The 21,721-nt window shown below is 55.0% G+C and carries 13 protein-coding genes; 9 read left to right on the top strand and 4 right to left on the bottom strand.

Features of this window, described 5'->3' with window-relative positions:
• The 3 genes from RMSM_RS21570 to RMSM_RS21560 form a co-directional block, all read right to left on the bottom strand.
• Positions 1-681, bottom strand: a 681-nt coding sequence (locus tag RMSM_RS21570; protein ID WP_040768771.1) for a DUF7133 domain-containing protein, incomplete at its 3' end; no start/stop codon positions are given.
• A gap of 110 nt (positions 682-791) precedes the next feature.
• Entirely contained in the window at positions 792-4,388 is a 3,597-nt protein-coding gene (locus tag RMSM_RS21565) for a 3-keto-alpha-glucoside-1,2-lyase-like domain-containing protein (RefSeq protein ID WP_008701252.1), read from the bottom strand.
• Positions 4,389-4,740: 352 nt separating this feature from the next.
• Positions 4,741-6,066 (bottom strand): tetratricopeptide repeat protein, encoded by a 1,326-nt coding sequence (locus tag RMSM_RS21560; protein ID WP_236622242.1) that lies wholly within the window; start codon positions 6,064-6,066, stop codon positions 4,741-4,743.
• A 392-nt stretch (positions 6,067-6,458) separates the two neighbouring features.
• On the opposite strand from RMSM_RS21560, the gene RMSM_RS21555 reads away from it, so the two are divergent.
• The 8 genes from RMSM_RS21555 to RMSM_RS21520 all read left to right on the top strand — a co-directional run bounded on the left by RMSM_RS21555 (position 6,459) and on the right by RMSM_RS21520 (position 18,230).
• Positions 6,459-8,177: a ferredoxin gene (locus RMSM_RS21555; RefSeq protein ID WP_008701246.1), complete on the top strand. Its 1,719-nt coding sequence runs from the start codon at positions 6,459-6,461 to the stop codon at positions 8,175-8,177.
• Positions 8,178-8,476: 299 nt separating this feature from the next.
• Positions 8,477-9,127 carry an RNA-binding protein gene (locus RMSM_RS42885; RefSeq protein ID WP_008701242.1) on the top strand — a complete coding sequence of 217 codons (651 nt, stop codon included), beginning with the start codon at positions 8,477-8,479 and terminating at the stop codon, positions 9,125-9,127.
• Between the two features lie 342 nt (positions 9,128-9,469).
• The gene (locus RMSM_RS21545; protein WP_008701236.1) at positions 9,470-12,490 is read left to right on the top strand and encodes a PSD1 and planctomycete cytochrome C domain-containing protein; all 3,021 of its coding nucleotides are present in this window, start codon (positions 9,470-9,472) and stop codon (positions 12,488-12,490) included.
• A 65-nt stretch (positions 12,491-12,555) separates the two neighbouring features.
• Positions 12,556-13,971 (top strand): DUF1501 domain-containing protein, encoded by a 1,416-nt coding sequence (locus RMSM_RS21540; RefSeq protein ID WP_008701234.1) that lies wholly within the window; start codon positions 12,556-12,558, stop codon positions 13,969-13,971.
• Between the two features lie 294 nt (positions 13,972-14,265).
• Positions 14,266-14,880 (top strand): hypothetical protein, encoded by a 615-nt coding sequence (locus RMSM_RS21535; RefSeq protein ID WP_052031739.1) that lies wholly within the window; start codon positions 14,266-14,268, stop codon positions 14,878-14,880.
• Positions 14,880-15,302 carry a transcriptional regulator gene (locus tag RMSM_RS21530; RefSeq protein WP_008701231.1) on the top strand — a complete coding sequence of 141 codons (423 nt, stop codon included), beginning with the start codon at positions 14,880-14,882 and terminating at the stop codon, positions 15,300-15,302. Before RMSM_RS21535 ends, RMSM_RS21530 begins: the two co-directional genes overlap by 1 nt.
• Positions 15,303-15,365: 63 nt before the next feature.
• The gene (gene ispH, locus RMSM_RS37200) at positions 15,366-17,039 is read left to right on the top strand and encodes a 4-hydroxy-3-methylbut-2-enyl diphosphate reductase (RefSeq protein ID WP_008701229.1); all 1,674 of its coding nucleotides are present in this window, start codon (positions 15,366-15,368) and stop codon (positions 17,037-17,039) included.
• 117 nt (positions 17,040-17,156) lie between these two features.
• Entirely contained in the window at positions 17,157-18,230 is a 1,074-nt protein-coding gene (locus RMSM_RS21520) for a Gfo/Idh/MocA family protein (RefSeq protein WP_236622241.1), read from the top strand.
• A 166-nt stretch (positions 18,231-18,396) separates the two neighbouring features.
• Here RMSM_RS21520 and RMSM_RS21515 read toward each other — a convergent pair whose 3' ends face one another.
• A complete protein-coding gene (locus RMSM_RS21515; protein WP_144057839.1) occupies positions 18,397-18,828 on the bottom strand; it encodes a zinc ribbon domain-containing protein in 432 nt (143 codons plus the stop codon).
• Positions 18,829-19,215: 387 nt separating this feature from the next.
• On the opposite strand from RMSM_RS21515, the gene RMSM_RS21510 reads away from it, so the two are divergent.
• Positions 19,216-21,711, top strand: coding sequence for a hypothetical protein (locus RMSM_RS21510; protein ID WP_144057838.1), 2,496 nt, complete (start codon positions 19,216-19,218; stop codon positions 21,709-21,711).
• Positions 21,712-21,721: the final 10 nt, after the last annotated feature.

Here is a 21,721-nt window from a genome sequence, read left to right as displayed (position 1 = left end):
CCACCACGGACGCAGCCACTTCAAACCACACGTGCCGTTCCACGGTCCCTGGTTATCGGTATAGAAAACGTCGCCCTCGAGGTTGGCTCCGACGCCGCCCGGCGAGCGAACGCCGCTGCAAAACGGAATCGTTTCTCCTTCGGGCGTGATCTTCATTGCCCAGCCGCGGTAAGGCACCGTGCTGCTAAACGATCCGGTCAAACAGAGCGTGACGATCAGGTTTCCGTCCTGATCGAATTTGGACCCAAACGCGTATTCGTGGTAATCGCTCGAGATTCCCCAGCCATCGGCATAAGTTTCAAAAACATCCGCCGCGCCGTCGCCATCGGTGTCTTTCATCCGAGTGACTTCGGGGCGTTGGACTGCGTAGAGCCAACCGTCACGCGACGCCAAACTCAATGGTTCATGCAAACCGCGAGCGTATAACTTGAACTGGGATTGCGAGACCTCTTTCGCAAACGGATCGTTGACCGCAAAGATGTCGCCTCGGCGTGAACACACTGCCAACCGTCCATCGTCGAGCAACTCGAATCCGCACGCTTCGATCGTTTCATCCTGCGGCGTTTCAAAAGTCGTGATTGTGTAGTAATCCGATTCCTTCGGCAAATCCTGGGCATCAACCAAGGGGGTGACGCACAAAAGGAAAAGCGACGAAGCGGTGAAGCGTTGAAACAGATTCATCGGTGGTGCTACGGAATCGAATGAGGAAAAATAAGTTTGACGGAAGCGCCGCGTGACGACGCTTTGCAATGCAAAAAGCGAGCGATAAGGGTTGGGGGCGAAGTTGGCGTTTACCAATGAATGGTTTGCTTGAACGAGACCGACTCGCCGGGCGGGACCACGGCACGCAATTCGGCCGCATCACCTTCGCCTACTTGCTGTACCGACACACCCTCGATCGTCATCCGGACTCCGTTGGCAAGCGTGACCACTCCGCCTTCGCTGGATTTGATAGCTCCGTTTGCAAAACGCGAAACGAGCGTCCCTGATGCATCGGCCGTACGTGTGACAGTAAAATGCCGTTCCAACGATTTAACACCGTCGACGTTTTTCGCTACCGGTTTATCTTCGATTGAGTAACCGTTGATCTGGTAACGGAACGTTGGCAAACCGCTCGCATCCAGTGTGTACCCTTTAAATTTGTAGCCAAGTTCACGTGCCGTTTCACTCGGCCATGCAGCATCGCTTTCCGGCAGGACCGCAAGTGGCATCGCCATGTCAATCCGCACGACGGCATCGCCCAATGGTTGCTGGCGTCCTTTGCCTCGAGCGACCCAGTGCAACGATGCGTCAATGAAGCTGTTCTTCCACAGCTTCGCAAGCGACATCTGTTCGGCGTCCCAGATCAAGTTCACGTCACCGGGATACGCCACACCGATACCACGGGCACTGACGTCGGTAAAGAAGTTACGGTAAATCAACGGCTTCGCATTGGCCGCCAACAAGATCGCTCCCTGGGTCAAACCCTCGGGCTCTTTGGCCTTGTCGCCTTCAAGTAAATATTTCCAAATCGCGTCGATTTGCTTATCGGGATTGCCACCGTACAGTTCCGCCAGTGGCGATTCACCATCCACGAAACTTTTGGGCATCCGAGTCCCAGGACGATACAGTGGCGGGTCGAGCAAATAGCGATGGAACCACTCGGGACGCAAACGCGTGGTCATCTTCAGCATATCAATCGCTCCGATGCCGCCTCCTTTGTTGCCATTGTAGCTGTGACATTTGATGCACGCCAAACCGCGATTGCCAACACACTGACGTCCTCCTGCGATTTGGTTGTTGGTCGCTGGTTCCGTCGCAATCGGATCATCGTCGCCTTTGCGATCGAGTTTATTGATCGATTCGTGCATCGCTTTCAAATGCTCGTAACGAAACGCCGGCATTCGCGTCAGCATATAAGGCCGCTCGTTCGCTCCGTTCTGCAGAATTGTTTTCATATACGAATCGGTCAATTTATCGCCCACGCCATCAAGCGGCGGAGGCACTTGACCCTCGAGTCCCATTTCGGGCGTGGTGCCAGTGAAGGCGGATTCGCGGATCGATTCGGGGCCTCCGACCGTACCGCGTTTGTGACACGCGTAACAATTCATCGCAGCCATGGTCACGTGCACACGAGTGGCATCGTCGACCGTGGGCACGCCCGATTGTTTTCGTTGCTCGATCGCCACGGTGATCGCAGCCCGCTGAGGCGAATTCAACTCGAAATCCACCACGCCCTGTGGACGTGTGGGAACGTCGTCGGCCAAACAGCCGCGATTCAAATCGAGTTGGTTCAGCGGTTTTGCGACCAACGTGCTCGATGTTCCGGTGAACGCATGACAGTTTGCACAGCCCACCGCTTGGAACAGCTGTTGGCCGCTTTCGGCAAGCGAAGGATCGGGCACATATTGGCTGGGTAGAAAATCCAACGAGACAGGGTTTTCCGGATCGACAACCACCAATTCCACCGGCGTCCATCCGATTTCGTGGTCTTCGTATTCAAGGCTGAGTGCCGCGGGCCCCGCTTTTTGCAAATACTTTAGCGTCAGCGTATGCAGGCCTTTGCTTAACTTGACCGAACCGGTGGCGGTGGTCACTGGATGAATCCCGTCGTTTTCGGCGATTTCAGTGCCATCGATGAACAAACGGCTGCCGTCATCGCTTTTGACTCGAAACGTGTATTCGCCTTCTTTGCCAATCGACAGGCTCGCATCGAAGACGACCGCATAGTGGAGCTTTGGTTTGATGTCGTCGATTTTCAGCCCCGACACCTCATCGGTGGTTTCGGGTTGCAGCTTGCTGAAGTCGGGCAACCGGTTCCAGTCGCCGCGATAAATACGACGCTTGAATTTGCCGATCCCCGATTGCACGACGGTATCCCCCAGCAAGTAGGCGGCAATAGCGGCCGCTTCCTTTTCGGTTCCGACAAAGCCCGGCATTCGAACACCCGGACGTGTGACATGCGGCTCGCTAAGGAAATCGGCCAGCGAGGTAAGGGTGTATTTCTTGGCAACGCCCGCGAGCGGTACCGAGGTACTTGAGATCGCGGCGCTCGTGGACTTGGGGTCCGCCGCATGACAGGCAACACAGCCGACGGTTTGATACAGTTTCCGCCCGGTCTTGATCAAGCTTTTCGGAGCGGAGCGGTCTCGCAGCCCCTTGGATCCCTTGCTCACCAAGAAACTGGTGATCGCCTCCGCCTTCTGGCGACGTTCCTCGGGGCTGAGATCCACCCAGGGATCTGGCATCGTGGTGCCGGGTTTGAACTGATGCGGATTAGTGATCATTTCAACGATCGCATCGACACGCACACGTCCCGCAACCGCCGACAGATCGGGGCCACGTTTAGCCGGCAAATCGGCGAAGGTGTCGGCGGCGTGGCATGCATCGCATGCCAACGCATTGATCAGCAACTCGCCCGCGACAGCAGCGGGCTCACTACTGCTGGCATAGAAACGTTCGAAACCTGCAACGATCGGTCGTCGAGCTTCACGCTGTGTGTCGACCGGAACAATCCAAATGTTGCGGTAACGAACGGGGTTGCCGTGATTTTGCAAATGAATCGGCCCCGGTGCAGCGGATTCCTTCAGCGGAGCTCCTTTTGTGGCTTCAGGGATGACCACATTGTTCTGCACAATCACGCCGTTCAGACGGACCGTCATCCTGGCATCGGATGTCTTCTTGCCTTGGTCATCGAAACGAGCGGCGGTAAAGTCAACATCGTAGGTTTGCCACGACAGCGGCGGGAGACACATGTTGACCGCAGGAGCGCTGACCGTATAAATCCCTCCCGCCTCGTTGTCTTTTCCTTCGAGTCCAAACGAATCAAGCACTTGCGTCTCGTAGCGGCCTTGGTGATAGACGCCGCTATTGCCCCGCCCCTGGCCGGTCGCCTTGGGCATAAACGGCGTTTTGAATTCGAGATGTAATCGGTAATCGCCAAACGTTTCGGTGGTCGTCGTACCGACGCCAAGCAAACCGGGTGCAATCAGCTTCCCATTTCGCCAATGTTGATCGATCGATTTTTTGGTGCCATCAAACAACACTGTCGCGCCGTGCGGCGGTTTGGAACCCAGCGTCGGGCTTTTCCGTTGGACCTTTTTAAGCTCCATCGCTTCGACCAAGTCGGCAACCACATCGGCGTCGCCTTCGATCCGTCGTGGTGAGCTGGTATCGCCGCCAGCACCGGGTAATCCGCCTTCATAAACGACCAAATCGAATTCGCCATCGCCTCGCGCGATGACTTGCAGCCCTTGGGTATCACTAACGTATTCGCCTTGGACCAAGAAATCAGGATCGGCATTCGCTGATTCCACACTGTCAAAGACTTGAGCCCATGCTGGGGTTGCGAACAGTGAAAAAATCGATGCGGTCCATACCGCGCGACGTATTCGAGACAACAAGATCACTGTTGATAACCACTGCTGAGATAGGATGGAAGTTGCGAGGCCGCCTGGGCGGGTTCCCCGGCATGATTGCCGGGCACGCCCACGAACGAGAGCCTAGAATAATCGATGCTCCATCATAATGAAACGGTTGGCCACCGATGTCCCCCAAGATGCCCCGCTCTGCAACATTCCAGCAGGTTCGTTCGCGTCGCTAGACGGCCAATCCCATCGGCGGTTGTACTCGCCGGCAGATCCTTAGCGGGGCGGTAAATCTTTAGCGGGCCGGTAAATCTTTAGCGGGGCGACGCTGAGCGTCGTCTTTGCCGGGAAGCGTTTGAAGTTGCCGTTGGATCTTGTTCCATCGGCATCTCGTTTACGAGCCGGATTGGGTCGCCGTCGCCACATCGTCTTTGGAGGGATCGTTTTCCGATGCCACATCTGCTTCGTCGGGGTTAGCGGAAAACGGCTTTTTGTCCTGGTAACGCTGCAATATTTTCTTGGCGAACTCTTGATGCGGTTCAGGAGCGTTTTCAACAACTTTCTCCTGCCACCCGATCGCCTCTTCGAATTTACCGTCCGCTGCAAAGGCTGCGGCCAACGCAGACAGATCGCCCAGATTGCTATAATCGCTGAGTTCACAGGCCGCTTTGGCCGATTCGATCGCCTTGGCCGGATCGCGAAGAGAGGTGTCCTCGGCCGTCGTCAGCAACCAAGCTCGGTTTTGTAGGGCCAAGCCGTACTGAGGTGCCAATTCAATCGCTTTGTCATAGTCGGCCAGCGCGTCCGCAGCGTTTCCGAGCTGGAATTGATTGTAGCCACGGTTATTGAACGCGACCGCGGATTCCGGAGTGAGTTCGATGACCCGCGAGAAATCTTTGACCGCAGCCTCGTGGTTGCCCTGTTGAAAATAGATGTACCCGCGACCCGAGATCGCATCGACGTCTTTTTCGTTGGCTTGCAGGATCGAATCGAAATCCTCGATGGCTTGATCGAGTTTGCCGGCCGCTTTCAATGCGATCGCACGCTGACGCAGTAGCGACGCATTTGCGGGTTTGCTCTTTAGTGCCGCAGTGTAATCTTTGATCGCTTTTTCGACCTCACCTTGCGCCATGTAAACCGCCGCACGGTTGATCAGCGGTGCGATCGATTCGGGATCAAGCTCGAGCGCCATGTTGTAATCGGCGATGGCTTTGTCAAAGTTGCCAATCGCTGCGTGGAACAGCCCGCGGCTCGAATACGCATGCGGTTCTTTGTAGCCAAGCTTGATCGCTTGATCAAAGTCCTCGACCGCCTTTTCGCTTTTGCCGAGCGCCCACCACGCGGACGCACGGAGTGTCAAAAAACGTCCTTCGTCAGGATTCCGCTCGATCAAATCTGTGTAAATATCAGTCGATTCGGCTAGCCGGACCGCGTTCACCTTGTCGACGGCGCCGCGGGATCCATCGTGAGTCAGGATCACGTAATCGTTGTCACGTTCTTCGATGACGGTCAACAAATCGCCTTTTTCGATCACATCGGCGACTTTCTCGCCATCGGTCAACTTCATCTCGACGCGAGCGACCACAGGCTCTTGCGGCGGTGCAGCCGAAGTCGTACTCGAGGTGAGCGAAGCTCCGGCAATGATCAAACAGCCAGATGCGACATAGTGCCCTAGGCGACAGAGACGAGTCGATTTGAGAGTCAGTTTGTACGTCTTCACGAACGTCATTCCTGCAGAAGAAGATGTGGAAAAATGGAGCTTGATGACGAGATCCCCAGCGATTGACCAAGACTCGTCCGATTGAAACTAGTTCAGCATCCGACGTTTGCGGTTGTTTGTTTGCTTGTTCCTACAGCTTTCTCCGGAAAACGGTCAGGAACATCTGATGTAGCGATTTTTGCGATTATGCTGGTGGGGTCGCGTGCGAAAAAGGGATACATCGGTGGGGTGGAAACGAATCTCGACTTTTTTGCGGGTCAAGGATTGCAACTGGATGATCCCCATTTAGTCTCGTCTATGTCGCTCGGGGGATCGGCTACCGGCTAAGCCACTGGTCATGGCTTGGCACTTCGTAAAATTCTTACCCTATACGTTTTTGGAGCGTGACAACTGTGAAGTGGTTTGCAAATTTCTCGGCCATCTGTTTGGCGTTGGTTGTATCCAGCGTCGCTCAGGCTGGCGGCTGCCTCTCGTGTGGCGGATGCAGTGATCCTTGTGCTAGCGGTACCGTTTCGACGGGTGCTGGCTGTAGCAGTGCCGCCGATTGCGGTGCTGCAATGAGTTCAGGTGCCGGATGTGCAACCGAACTTGGCGGTTCAACCGGTCCAGCAACATCCCTCGGTGGCGAATCGTTGTGCCAACCGGTGAAAAACTATCGTGTTGTTTTGGAACCGAAATATGTCACCGAAACACGCATCGTGTGTGCTACGGAAAACCGTAATGAAGTGCGTCATCGCACCAAGACGGTCTACAAGACCGTCCCTGTGACCGAAGAGCGTTATCGCACCAAGGTCGTCAACAAACCCGTAACCGAAACCAAAACCGTCGAATACAGCGTGCTGGTCCCTGAGAAATCAGAAAAGACCGTCGAAGTCACCGAATCGGTACCGGTTTGGAAGGAAGTTCCCGAAGAGTACACCGTGCGGGTTCCACAACTCGTCGAAGTCCCTGAGGAATACACCGTCAAGGTTCCTCAGCTGCAAGATGAAACCTTCACCTACACTGTTTGTGTTCCTCAAGTTGTCACTGAACAACGCATGCACACCGTCGTAAACGCGGTTCCAGTGTCGAAAACACGCACCATCGAATACTGTGTGCCTACGACCACAATGAAAACGGTCACCAAAGACTACGGTCATTGGGAAGAACAAGTGGTTGCCGCCACCTCCGCCCCCGCCGGGTGCGGAAGCGGAAGCAGCTATGGCAATGGCATGATGGGCGGCTGTGGTTCATCGGTCGGTCACCGCCATGGATGTGGCCTGTTTCGCGGTCACTGCAAACGATCCTGCGGCGGTTGTGCTTCGAGCTGCAGCTCGGCGTGCGGTAGCAGCTCGGCGTGCGGTAGCTGTGGCGGTTGTGGATCCAATGGTGGTTGCGGCAACGGCGCTTCGATCGCCGGTGTCAGCCAATCCGCAGTGGGTGCTTGTGGCACCACCACCAAACGTGTTTGGGTTCCGAACGTTGTAACCGAGAAAGTGGCTGTCTCCGGCACCACCACTCGTTCGCAAGATGTCAGCTACACCGTTTACGAACAACAAAGCGAGCAAGTTCCTTACGAATGCACCAAAGTGGTCTACCGTACCGAAACTCGCACCGGCACCAAAAAATCGGTCGTTTACGTCGACGAAACCCGCACTCGTATGCGTAAAGTGGTCAAGTACACTGACGAAATTCGCACTCGTATGCTGAAGCAACTCGAGTACGCCACGGTTACCAAGACTGAAACGATTCCTCACGTTTCTTATCGCACCGAAAAACGTACCAAGGAAGTCAGCTACACCTACAACGTTCCTGAGCACGTTGTCGAGCCTTACACCGTGACTCGTTACGACCGTGTTCCAGAAGAACAAGTCGAAGAGTACACCGTGTGCGTTCCCGTGATTGCAAACAAAGAGCAAAAAGTTCAAGTTTGCAAGATGGTTCCTCGCTTGGTCGAAGAAACCATCAACCTCTGCTGCGACGCGGACGCCGCTTCGGCAGCGGGCAGCGGTTGTGGATGCTCGGCTCCTGCAGCACCCGCTGCGGGTTGCGAAGCATGCGGCTCGGCTCCTGCCGCTGCTGCGTGCAGCTCGTGTGGCTCGGAAGCAACATCGTGTGCTTGCGGTAGCTAGTTCGCCAAACGACTTGCAGACGAATTGACGCGTTCAATTCGCTGAAACATCAAACAAAACCACCCGCTCGCAAATCGTTTGCAGCGGGTGGTTTTTTAATGCAAATTCGCATTTTGTCGGTTGTCCCGATTTCGCAAGCAACAGATCGATGGGTTGGAGAAAGATAGGCACTTCAAATTAGACTTCGATGGGTTGGCACCTAGATTCAATGTAGCAGACGGGGGGGACAGTCGCCCATACGATCACCACCTTTCCCAATACAGCTTTCCACCTACTTCCATTTTGGAGTTTCCCAGAAGATGTCATTTCCTTTTTCGCTCAAGAATCTCGTTGCTTGTTTCGCGGTTGCCGCAATCTCGTCGTCGACACTCGGTCTAAACGGATTCGCTGATGACGAAACCAAGGCCGTACCAGCCAAAAAGGCTGACGTGGTTGCCAAGGCCCAACCGGTTGCCAAAGCAGTTGTCACAAGCAGTAAAGTACGCCCGCTGAGCGTCAGCGTTGACTTGATTAGCAAGACCGTAATCAAGGGCACGTTGACAGACACCACGCAGCTGGACATGCAAACCTCGTTCGGTGTTGCCAACATTCCTCTCTCGGAAGTTGCCGGAATCAAGTTTGCATCGGCTGACGATGCATCGACCACCGTCGTGATGCTCAACGGTGACTCGATCACCGGTGCAACCGACGTCAAACTCGTCACGGTCGAAACCGAATGGGGCATCGCCACCATTAACGGCAGCAGCATCGCATCGATTCTGTTCGTCCCCGGTGTTGACTGGAACCCACAATCGGGTCTGAACGGCAAACGTTGGAATTTGGCTAGCGAACCCAAGGAACCTGCACCAAAAGCACCTGCCAAACCGCAGACTCCCGCTCCAACCCAAGGCCGCCAAATCGTTTATCCCAACGGAGCGACCGCTCCAAGCCAGTACTATCGCGGCCGATAGTCTGACTCTCTAAGCTGAACATCAAATTCGGGCTGGCGTTTCTATCAAAAGAGACGCCAGCCTTTTTTCGTTTGCTCACAACCGATCCGAGCCGAGCGGCGGCGTGCCAATGCACCGTCTCTGACTCGCATCGAGTGATGTTCGAGTCGTGCGACTCGCCCGAATTCCTGAATTTGCTGTTGAAGCACCAGAAACTCGGGCGAGCCCCACTACAAGAGTAGATGACATTGGCCGCGATCTACACCGCTAACAAAGTAGCAGAAGCATGCATGGGACCACGCGGAACTTGTTAAAATAGCCGTCTCCACCCCGCCTATCTGTCCCACCTTCGGATCGAAATTGATGCGTGAATCTTATTCCGCCAACATCCGCTACAGCGTTGTTTTCTCTTTGGCACTGCTTGCATTGGTTGGCGGCACCAACGCGTTCGCCGATCGACCGCTGCGATTCAATCGTGATGTGCGTCCGATTCTGTCCGACAAATGTTTTGCCTGTCACGGCCCCGATGCCGAAACGGTCGAAGGCGGGTTGCGGTTGGATCTGCGGGACGAGGCGACCGAAGCAAGCGGTGCGATCGTGCCCGGCAACGCAGCGGAAAGCGAATTCATTCGCCGGATTGTTTCCAGTGATCCCGATGAAATTATGCCACCGCCGGAATCCCACAAAACACTGGATGCGTCCGAACAAGCATTGCTGCGTCGTTGGATTGACGAAGGCGCGGTCTACGAACCGCACTGGGCATACGTTCCGCTGGTTCGCCCTGCGGTGCCGACGCAAGGGGATGCTGTTGGTTCATCCGAGATTGATCGCTTTATTGCCAGACGGTTATCCGAAGAAGCGGTCGACCCCATGCCCGCCGCGGACCGCGTTACCTTGATTCGGCGATTGTCGTTTGACTTAACAGGACTTCCTCCCACGCTTGCCGAAGTCAACGCATTCGTTCACGACACCCGAGACGATGCCTACGATCAACTGGTCGACCGCTTGCTCGATTCGCCCCGCTACGGCGAGCGAATGGCAATCTATTGGTTGGACCTCGTTCGCTACGCGGATACCGTCGGCTACCACGGCGACCAAAATGTGTCACAGTCGCCGTACCGCGACTACGTCATCAATGCGTTTAATGCCAACATGCCCTATGACCAATTTGTACGTGAACAGTTAGCAGGCGACCTGCTGCCAACTCCAACGCTCGACCAACTTGTCGCCTCGGGATACAACCGTCTGAACCAGACAACCGAAGAGGGCGGTGCCCAAGCCAAAGAATACCTTTCGATCTACTTTGCGGACCGTGTTCGCAACGTTTCGCAGGTCTTCATGGGAGCCACGGTGGGCTGTGCCCAGTGTCACGATCACAAATACGATCCCTACACCGCCCGTGACTTTTATTCGCTCGGGGCGTTCTTTGCCGATCTGGAAGAACGGGGCGTCTACGGCGCCCGCAGTCGTCCCCCCAGCATTCGAGTACCAAGTCAATCGGACCGTAAAAAAATCGAAGCGATAGATCAACACATCGCCCGTGTTGTCGCCGAACAACAGTCGGTTCGCCAAAGTTTGGTTGCATCCCAACCGCAATGGGAAGCCGAGATCAAAGCACAGATTTCGACCAACGTCGAAGTCGAAACGGTCTGGATTGATGACGCCCAAGATACCGGTGGCAAAAGTGATGGCAACTGGAACTTCGTCACTGCGGACACGGCGCCGGTGCACAGTGGCGACGCCTCGCGGCGACAGTCCAGCGACGGGCTCGTCCAACATTTCTTTCTCGGTGCCGAAAAAACGGCCCCGATCTCTGCCGACACCCGTTTTTTCACTTGGGTCTACCTCGATCCCAAAAATCCTCCTCAGTCCATCATGCTGCAGTTAAACGATGGCCAATGGGATCATCGAGCCGTGTGGGGAAGTGACGCAATTTCTTATGGCCGACGAACCGAATCATGGGCCGGGTACCGACGTCGTGGCGAGTTGCCGAAGACCGGCAAATGGGTGCGACTCGAGATCGGCGCTGCGGACGTTGGCTTGTCAGCGGACAAGCCGGTGGTCGGAATGGCGTTCACTCAGTTCGGTGGCCAAGTCTATTGGGACAAGGCCGGTTGGATCTCTGAACAAGGCGTGCCAAAATTGGTTGCGGATGCTCTTCAAATCGCCCCCGGCGATCGCAACGATACTCAATCGGCTGCGGTACGAGAACATTTCCTCGCCAATTCACCGCCGGTCATCGAGCTCGAAGAACGCTTGAACGACCTTAGAGCCGAGCGGACGGCGATCGAAGAATCATCCCCGCAGACGCTGGTCAGCAAGTCGGTCACGCCGCGCACCATTCGGGTCCAGCCACGTGGCAATTGGATGGACGATTCGGGCGAGATTGTCGAACCGGCGATCCCGGCGTTCCTAGGAGAACTGGAAATCAACGGACGCGCAACGCGGCTTGATTTAGCGAATTGGCTTTGTCGCGCTGACAACGTTTTGACCTCGCGTACGATGGTCAATCGACTTTGGTACCTGATGTTTGGACGTGGGATCTGTTCCAGCGTCGATGATTTTGGCGGGCAAGGGACGTATCCCTCCTACCCCGATCTGCTGGATTGGTTGGCGGTCGAATTTGTCGAATCGGGCTGGGATATCAAACACATACTACGAGAGATCGTCACCAGCGACGCCTACCGCCGGTCCTCACGCCCAACAGAACAACTTCGCAAACTCGATCCCTACAACGAGCTGTTTGCGCGGCAAGGCCGATTTCGTATCGACGCGGAAATGGTCCGCGACAATGCACTGGCGATCAGCGGTTTATTGGTCCAGCAAATCGGAGGCGAAAGTGTCCGACCGTACCAACCACCGGGCTACTATGCTCAGTTAAACTTTCCTCGCCGCACCTATGTCGCCGACCAAGGCGATACCCAATATCGACGCGGTGTTTACACGCATTGGCAACGTACGTTTTTACATCCAATGCTCAAAGCGTTTGACGCACCCAGCCGCGAAGAATGCACGGCCGCGCGAGCAAAATCCAATACTCCGCTACAAGCGTTATCGCTGCTGAATGATCCGACCTTTGTCGAGGCCGCTCGTGTTTTCGCCGCCAGAATCATGCGTGAATCGGGGCCGTCGGTCGATCAACGAATCGAATGGGCCTATCAAACGACGCTCTCTCGCAATCCTGAACCCGCAGTGGCCAGCGAATTACGAAAGGTTTACGACGAGCACCTCGCCCACTACTCCGGCAAGCCAGACGCGGCCCTCAAATTAGTATCCGAAGGAAACGCGTCCGCCGCTACGGATTTGCCAGCCGCAGAATTGGCGGCCTGGACAAGCGTGGCTCGCGTCTTGCTGAATTTGCACGAAACCATGATGCGGTATTAATCGAGCGCTTGAATTGACTTCCGCGACCGCCCTATTTTCCACTCACTTGAACGATCGAGACGACGATGTTCCGCAATCAGTTCCCGCTGCAAAACGAGATGGCACGCCGTACCTTCCTGCGACGAGGCGGGCTGGGGACCATCGCGCTGACGTCGCTGTTTCGAGCCAATGACTCGGCTACCGCAGCTCCCCTTGCCTCCGCCGGTCTTCATCACCGCCCACGTATCAAACGAGTCATACACCTCTACATGGCTGGCGGGCCGAGCCATCTGGAAACCTTCGATTACAAGCCCGAAATGGCCAAGTACGACGGGAAACCGATGCCCCAATCGTTGACCGAAGGACAACCGATCGCTCAGTTGCAAGGCAAAGCACTGAAGGTCATGGGGCCGCAACACCCGTTTGCTCGCCACGGCGAAAGTGGATTGTGGATGTCGAGTGTTTTTAAGCATACCACCTCACTCGCAGATGACATGTGCGTCATCAAGTCGATGCACACCGAGCAAATCAACCACGATCCGGCGCACACATTTTTTAATACTGGCACCGCGATCAGCGGCCGTCCCTCGATGGGCGCCTGGGTGATGTATGGACTCGGTGCGGAAACACAGGAATTGCCCGGCTTCATCGTCTTGACCAGCGAAGGCGGAGGGCAAAGTCAACCGATCAGCTCGCGGCAATGGCACTCGGGATTTTTGCCCAGCCGCTATCAGGGAGTCCAAATGCACGCGACCGGAAATCCGGTGCATTATGTCGGCAACCCGGCCGGCGTCGGTTCGCGTCAACAACGTGATATTGTCGATGCCGTCTCGCGGATCAACAGCCTCCGCAACCGAGAACTGGATGATCCCGAAATTGCGACTCGAATCAGCGGTTACGAGATGGCGTTTCGGATGCAGACATCGGTCCCCGAATTGACGGATATGTCGGACGAACCCGAACACATTGTCAAAATGTATGGTTGTACCCCGGGCGATGGTTCGTTCGGAAGCAATTGTTTGTTGGCCCGTCGGTTGGCGGAACGAGGCGTGCGATTTATCCAGCTATACCATCGCGGCTGGGATCACCATGGCGGTGTCAAAAACGGAGTGGCTAAGACCGCGTCGTTGGTCGATCAAGGAACCGCTGCGTTGGTCAATGATTTGAAGCAACGCGGGATGCTCGAAGATACATTGATTGTGTGGGGAGGCGAGTTTGGACGCACGCCTATGGCGCAAGGCAGTGGTCGAGATCACCATATCAATGGGTTCTCGCTGTGGATGGCAGGCGGCGGGGTCAAGGCCGGCAGCACCTACGGAGCGACCGACGAGTTCGGCTACAACGCCGTTGAAAACAAAGTGCATGTCCGTGATTTCCATGCCACGATGTTGCATTTGTTGGGGATCGATCACAATCGATTCAGCTACAAATTCCAAGGCCTCGATTTTCGGCTAACCGGCGTCGAACCCGCACATGTTATCCACGGAATCCTTGATTCTTAAGCGCAGCAACAGTTTGAACGCTTTGCGGTGAACGCCACCAAAAAAAAGCTCGTTCCTCAGGCTGCTGCCTGGGAGCGCACTGCTTTCGAGGCTCCCGCCTCGTCTTTGCACGCTCACCGGCGCGCGGGAGCCAGCAATTGATTGGGTTACCAGGCAGGAGCCTGGGAACCAGTGGTGGTGATTGCCGAGCGGTGTCCCAAATTGCATGATCTTTTTTGCTTGACACCGCTCGCACAAACGCTTACTTTGCAATGCAAAGCAATATTTGTTTCCCGCTCATCAGGCCGAATATTCATGCGAATCGACGAGGCTCTGCAGCAATTGGATCTGATTTCGGCTGTGGCCGATCGATCGCGGACGTTTGATGGGTTGCGGGCTGCGCCGACGGCGGCATCCGGCGTCATCGCGTTGCTTGCCGCCGCGATCCAAATGCGTCTGATCACTTCATCGCCCACGCCCCTCGAATCCTATTTGCTGCTTTGGATTGGCGTCGCTGCGGTTTCTCTGTTGATCGTGATCGCTGATATGACGGTTCGCTACTATCGTGATCCGACCGCGCGGGCTCGGCGAATGACGCTGGAAGTATTATCGCGATTGGCGCCTGCCATTGTTGTCGGTGCCGCGTTGACGTTGATTGTCTTCGTGACCGCCCCCGAAGTCGCCTGGATGTTACCGGGACTATGGTCGGTGCTGCTTGGACTGGGGATCTTTGCGGCTTCATCGCTGCTGCCGCGATCACTTTCGCAAATCGCCATTTGGTACATCGGTTGTGGCTTGGGCGTATTGATGTTGTCGCACGGCGACGTGGCACTGAGCCCGTTGACGATGGCCATCCCGTTTGGCGGCGGTCAATGCTTCGCTGCATGGCGGATGCACCAAGAGACTCGCAAACAAGAGGCACAGGTCTGATGACCGATGCGAAACGCAAAGATCAAACGACGACGCCCTCATCCTCGGGACGCTTCGCCTACGAAGGACTCGACCGGGTGATGCATGAAAAAGCACGCTTGGGGCTGATGACCTGTTTAGCGGGTGCCCCCGAAGGCTTGACGTTCAACGAACTGAAGCGTCTGTGTGATCTGACCGACGGCAATTTAAATCGGCACTTAAAACAACTGGCCGATGCAAACCTTATTCGTCTAGTTCGCGACGAAGCGGCACGACGCCCACAAACCACATGTTTGTTGACCGACGCGGGCCGCGAAAGTTTTGCTGCGTATCTAGCAGAACTACAACGGGTGCTCGGCGATGCCCAGCGACAAATCAACGCTCTACACCCCAACAACTCACAGGGCAAATCCGCGACACGACTGGCGTCCGATTCGCCTTGAACCTTGTTCTTTTTATTTGCCCATTCACTTTGCAATGCAAAGCTTCCCGCGGAGACTGATCATATGGTCCAAATTATTCGTGCCGAGCATCTTGGGTTTTGCTTCGGCGTTCGAGACGCATTGGCAACGGCTGAGAATGTTTCGCACCCCGAGCGGACGTCGGTTTATGGCGAGCTTGTACACAATCAAGAGGTGACGCGTGAATTGAGTTCACGTCAATTCGAGTTGCTTTCGGAACTTGATCGCGAATCGTTGCCCGATCGGCCTGTCGTGATGGTGACCGCACACGGGATCAGCAATCAACGTCGGCAACGATTGCTCGACGCTGGCAAGGAATTGGTTGATACAACATGTCCGTTGGTGCGGCGTGTGCACGATGCCGCAATGATGCTAGCCGACCGAGGTTATTTCGTCGTCGTGATCGGCAAATCGGATCATGTCGAAGTGCTGGGCATCGTCGAAGATTTGCCACCGGGACGCTGGGTCGTCGTTGCGGATCCTGCGGATGTTCCCACGCAACTTGGATCGGAAATTGGCATTGTTTGTCAAACCACGATGCCTGAGGAAATCGCTCTCGCATGCCGCAACCGCATCGCCGAGCAACACCCTGATTCATCCATTCGCTGGATCAACACGATTTGTCGCCCGACAAAGCAAAGGCAAGCGGCGGTTGATCTGCTATGTGAACAAGTCGATGTGGTTGTGGTGGTCGGCGGCAGCAATTCCAACAACACGCGGCGGCTCGTTGATCGCTGTATCGCTTCGGGGTGCCAAACGTATCATGTGCAATCGGCAGATGATTTGCAGAGCGAGTGGATAGATCGTTGTGAACGAATCGGACTGACCGCTGGCACGTCGACCCCGGATGCGACCATTGATGCGGTGCAACAACGGATCGTTGAGCTGTCAGCGCAAAACAATCAACAACTCGGCGAGCGGAAACAAACTTGCTCTGCTCCCGCCGCCACGTCGTCTTATGCGTCTTGGGACAACGCCCAGTGGAGTCGCTATTTCGTGCGGAACTTGGCAGAGGTGCCGACGATCCCTTGGTCGGATTCGCCAACGCTAACCGAGACCGAGCGAGCTGCGATTGCCACTTCGGTGCAAACGTTCCAGTTAGGCGAAAGTGGCGAGGGACGTCATATCAAACGCTGTGCACGTGAGTGGATCGAACGAGCCGGCGACCCTGATTACCTCGCCGCACTAACGTTGTTTTTGCAAGAAGAGAATCAGCACGCGGCATGGCTCGGACGTCTGCTGACTCAAGAGGGAGTACCACTATTACAAAAGCAATGGTCCGACGGATGCTTTCGCTTTCTGCGTCATTTGGCAGGTCTGCGAACTTCGATCTCCGTATTGGTTACCGCCGAAATTTTGGCTCAGGTGTACTACCTGGCATTGATGCGAGCAACCGATTCGCCCACGTTGCGCGGGATCTGCCGACGGATCTTGCGTGACGAACGAGCTCATGTAGTGTTTCAGCAGAGCCAGAAAGGCAAGCTTTCGGCGGAGTGGGGCAACGTGCGTCGTATCTGTGTTCACACCCTGGAAACGATTCTGTTCGAGGTCGCCCGGCGAATTGTCTGGCACGAGCATCGTGTGGTGTTTCGTGCTGCTTCGATGGACTGGACGTCTTATCGCAATCGCACCTCACGTCGCTGGACTGCCGCGTGTAAATGGAGCCAAAACACTCTTGTTACGGGAAATCCGAGCGATTCAAATAGAGAGAACCGCTGATGCGGCATGACACGAGCAGGCAAAACCATGCTGGCCCTGGTTTTACATTGCTGTCGCTGCTCCCTATTCGATTCCCCATTCTCTAGCAGGCGAAACATGACACTCAGTCGCAGAACGATGCTCGGATCCACGGCAGCACTCACCGCCTCGACGCTACTTAGCCAAGCAAATGCGCGTGCCGCTGACGAAAAAACAACGGTCAATTTTGCCTTGGTCGGACTGGGCAGTCTGAGCACCAATCAAATCGCTCCGGCATTGCAGAAAACCAAGCATGCGAAGCTTGCTGGAATCGTCACAGGGACGCCGGAGAAAGAAAAAATCTGGGCGGACAAGTATTCGATCAAGCCCGAGAATATTTACAACTACGAAAACTTCGACAAGATCGCTGCGAACGACAACATCGATGTCGTCTACATCGTGCTGCCCAACGGGATGCACAAAGAGTTCACGGTGCGAGGTGCGAACGCGGGCAAACACGTGCTTTGTGAAAAACCGATGGCCAACAGCAGTGCAGATTGTCGCGAGATGATCGCGGCCTGCAAGCAGAACAATCGCAAACTTGCGGTCGGTTATCGTTGTCAATTCGAGCCGCATCATTTGTATTGCCGCGAAACGGTTCAGTCCGGAAAATACGGACCACTGCATGCGATCGAAGCGGGATTTGGATTCAAGATTGGTGACCCGAACCAGTGGCGACTAAAGGCCGACTTGGCCGGAGGCGGCGCGTTGATGGACGTGGGGATCTACGCGCTTCAGGCATGTCGTTTTCTGACAGGCGAAGAACCGGTCGCGGTGACGGCACAAGAAACCAAGATGAATCCTAAGAAGTTTGCCGAGGTCGACGAAACGATCACCTGGACGATGACAATGCCCAGCGGCGTGAATTGTTATTGCAGCACCTCGTACGCGTTTAACGGAATCAATCGTTTTAACGCCTACGGCCAATCAGGTTGGCTGGGCCTCGACCCTGCCTACAGCTACAAAGGGATCAAGGGCGAGAGCAAAGACGGCCCGATCCAATTTGATCAAATCGACCAATTCGCAGCCGAGATGGATGCGTTCGCAAAATGCATCCTCGAAGACCGTCAAAGCAGCGTATCAGGCGAAGAGGGACTGCGAGATTTATTGGCGATCGAAGCGATCTATGAGAGCATCCAATCGGGCAAGCGAACTCAGGTGCAAAAAGCGTAAGCATCCTGTAGATGTATTGCTGCCGCCGCTTCGCGGCTCTGCATATGTCGATGCATCGAAACTGCGGGCTTACGCCCGCAGCTAAGTGCTGCCGCCGCTAGCCGCGGCTATAAAACTCAATCGCGAAGCGATGGCGGCGCTAATCCATTGGGCGTCAACCCATGGTTTACTTTCCGGCCAACAGCGCGAAAACAATCAAAACGATGACGAGGCCCCACAAGATCGTAAAGATTGCACCGCAGCCAATTCCGATCCCGGCGTGCACGCTACCTTTGATCACCGGGTTCCTTTTCCTCGCTTGCAACCCTTGAATTCCAAGCACGAACGCGGCGATTCCAATCGGAAATCCGATCAATGGCAATCCGCTAAGAATTCCCAAGTAGTAAGCAATCAGGGCTTTCGGGTTTTTGTAGGGAATGACTCCGCCGGTGCCATCACCCTCACTGACCTCAGTTGCGTACACCGGAGCAGGCGGCGTCATCGTAGGAGAGGCATAGGGTGAAGGTTGTGGTGAACTCGGTTGCAATGTTGCCCCACACGCGGGACAAGCGGATGCATCCGTTGCAATTTCCTGGTTGCACGAGGGGCATTGTGACATGTTTGGTATCGTATTGCGGAGCGGCGTGGAAAGCGGATCGGTGGCAATAAACCTACGTCTGACGCCGCTGATCGTCAATTGTCTTAATGTCCTAATGGGATCACTTTGCCGAATGGCATAGCAAATCGGTTCTACAGCCGGACGATGACGATGTTGTACGCAGTCATTCGACTGCAATCTGCCGCAGTCACCCGACTGCACTTGGTCTCTGACTCGGCACAGCAAATCGCCGTAAACGCTTTACTGCAAACACGTTGCAGTTTTCTTCCGCCGCTTGGCATAAGGTTTGTTTAAGGAAGGGCAAGCACAACAACCTTCCTTCCTTTCCTTGGGCGGACTCAGGCCATGTCAGAAGCAAACTTTCATACGATCGATTCCTCGTTTCCCATGTCTGACGATCGAGATGGGGTGTCAAACGAGCCGGTGATTTTGGCGAGAGAAGTAGGCAGCCAACCGTCGTTTTTGGAAAACGTTCTGAATCGCTTCTTTCAAGAAAAGAACATCAAGTGGATGCTCGTGATGGGGGCGGCGATCGTCTTCGGATCTTCGCTGATGCTGGTCACCAAAGCGTGGCCTGAATGGACGCTGACACTCAAGTACCTAACAATCCTAGCCTATACCGGTGTCGTCTTTGTTGCTGGCAACGTGGCCCGCAAACGCTTGAAACTCAACGCCACCTACCGGGTGCTGTATTCATTGACATTGTTGCTACTGCCCGTTTGTTTTCTTGCGTTGACGTGGTTGTCAGCGGGGACGGCATTGCAAGAAGGTTGGCAAGTGGTCGAATTTGCGATGCTGTTGTTACCGGCAACGGGGTTGTTGTGGTTTGCCTCGAGTCGCATTCTGGATCATTTCCTGCGTGGACGACAGACGACTTTCTTGATCAGCTTTTGCCTGTTGTGTGTTGCCGGTGCGGTGCCTAGTGTATCGACACCGATGGCCGCGATGACGTTTACCGCCGTTTGTTGGTTGGTGTTCACCGCCGGTGTGATGAAAGTGAACCGGCATACTTTTTGGTTAGCTGAAACTCATCAACTGCCTCGCATTTTTGGCTTTTTGCCGATCGTGATGTTGGGACTGCAATTTGTTGTTTTAGTGGGTACTAAGACTGTCACCGCGATCCCGATTCAGTGGATTGGACTAGGCTGTGTCTTGGTCTCTGCCACGGTCTTGTTGACCACACGAACCGTGGCCAACGTGTATCGCCAACGAACAGGTGACCTTGTCCGCCCGTTGCCTTGGTCGATCATCACGCCACTGTTTTGCGGATTGATTTTGACCATCCTCGGTGTTGTCTTGTCCTTTTACGGTTTTTCCTATGTCGGCGAAACATCGTACGCAGTGATTCCCACATCGATCCTTGCCGCAATCTTGATGGCGGCGGCGGCAAAGGACACTCGCCACAGCGGATTCGTTTGGATCAGTCTGATTTTCGCCACGATCGCCTACCAATGCTGTCCCACACTGTTCTCGGACATCGTGCAAACGCTTCGCAGCACGACGGCCGAGGCTCTGAAGCAAGAGCGAGTACCGATTACACTGTATGGCATTACCTACATGCCGCTGCTCGGTTTGCTGACCGCGGCGAGTTATCGCTTTCGCAAGCTCGGCCAAATCGAATTCAGCAAACCGGTTCAGCACTTTGTGACTCTGGTCGCGGTATTCTTGGGTGCGATTGCGATTAGCGACATGGTGTGGATGTCGTTTGCATCACCGTTTTGGGTCTCATTGGCCAACATGATCGCATTCTTGGTGTTTGCGATTGCGTTTGCCGATCGCCGTTATGTGATCGTTGCCCTTGGCTGCGGGATGGTCAGCGGTGTCACCGCCATCCCTGCACTCAACGGGATGCAGTGGATCGATGTGTCACCGATTTGGATCCCTGCATTGATGGCTGCCGCCGCAGCATTGATGACAGCGACGCGTATTCCCGATTCGATATTAAACCGCATCCCTGTTGCGGGGTCTGGTTCGTTGTGGGTCAAACGATCTGACGGCAGCGATCGCAATCTGACGCAAGTCATGGGCTGCATTCTCGCGGCGATCGTTTCCTTCGTTTGGGTATGTGAATCCATCCTTCATTTTGTCGAACCGATGTCGCAGGCGTCGCTGATGTCGTTCGGATTTTTGATGGCGGCGTTTGTGTTGTACACGCTGCGAAATCCCCAGTATCACTCGGGATTTTGTGTCTGGATGCTGGTTAGCTATGCAGCCGTGCGATGGGCGGCCGGTCATGGAATCTCGATCGCCGATGGCTTGACCTATACGACCTACGTATCGATTGCAATTTCCAGTATCGCGTATCTCTTTTTGCGGGGAACTCGATCAATTTCACAAGCAAGCTCGATTGCAACGCTGCGGAAAACGCTCGGTTTTGACGCCGAGCGATTCTCGACCTTTTCCGTCTCTCGTCCCTATGCAGCTGGCTGGATACGACGGGCACAAGCTTTTGTTGTGCCAATTTTTGACCTGAGTTTTGTTGCCCTGTCGTGTCTGGGCGTTGCAGTCCACGTTCCCTTGTTATTGAAAACACACTTGGTGTTGCTCGGTGATCCGACGGCGGCAGTGGGATCGATTGAACTTTCGACGGTGCTCGTCAGTCTGTGGTTGTTGGCCGTCGCGATTGTTCAACGCAGCCGATTGGCGTCGGGTATGGCGAGTATGATTTTGCCGCTGGTCGCCACCGCCGTCTTGATTTCGTCGGGATTAGATTTCCCAATGGTTTGGTTGCCGTTGGTGTGGGCGATCGTGCAAGTCATCTTGTGGTTGTCGGCCTCGTACATTGCCAGCGGAGATTCGCCATCCCCCGTCGCAACGGTGATCCAAAGCGTCAGTGTCGCATGGTTGTTGGCTCTGCTAGTGGGATTTTTGCTTTTCATTTGATCTCACCGCG

Origin of the sequence: Rhodopirellula maiorica SM1, from assembly GCF_000346295.1 — a bacterium.
Classification (GTDB): Bacteria; Planctomycetota; Planctomycetia; order Pirellulales; family Pirellulaceae; genus Novipirellula; species Novipirellula maiorica.
The sequence above is the reverse complement of the archived record's forward strand: the minus strand, read 5'-3'. Positions and strand labels throughout refer to the sequence as shown.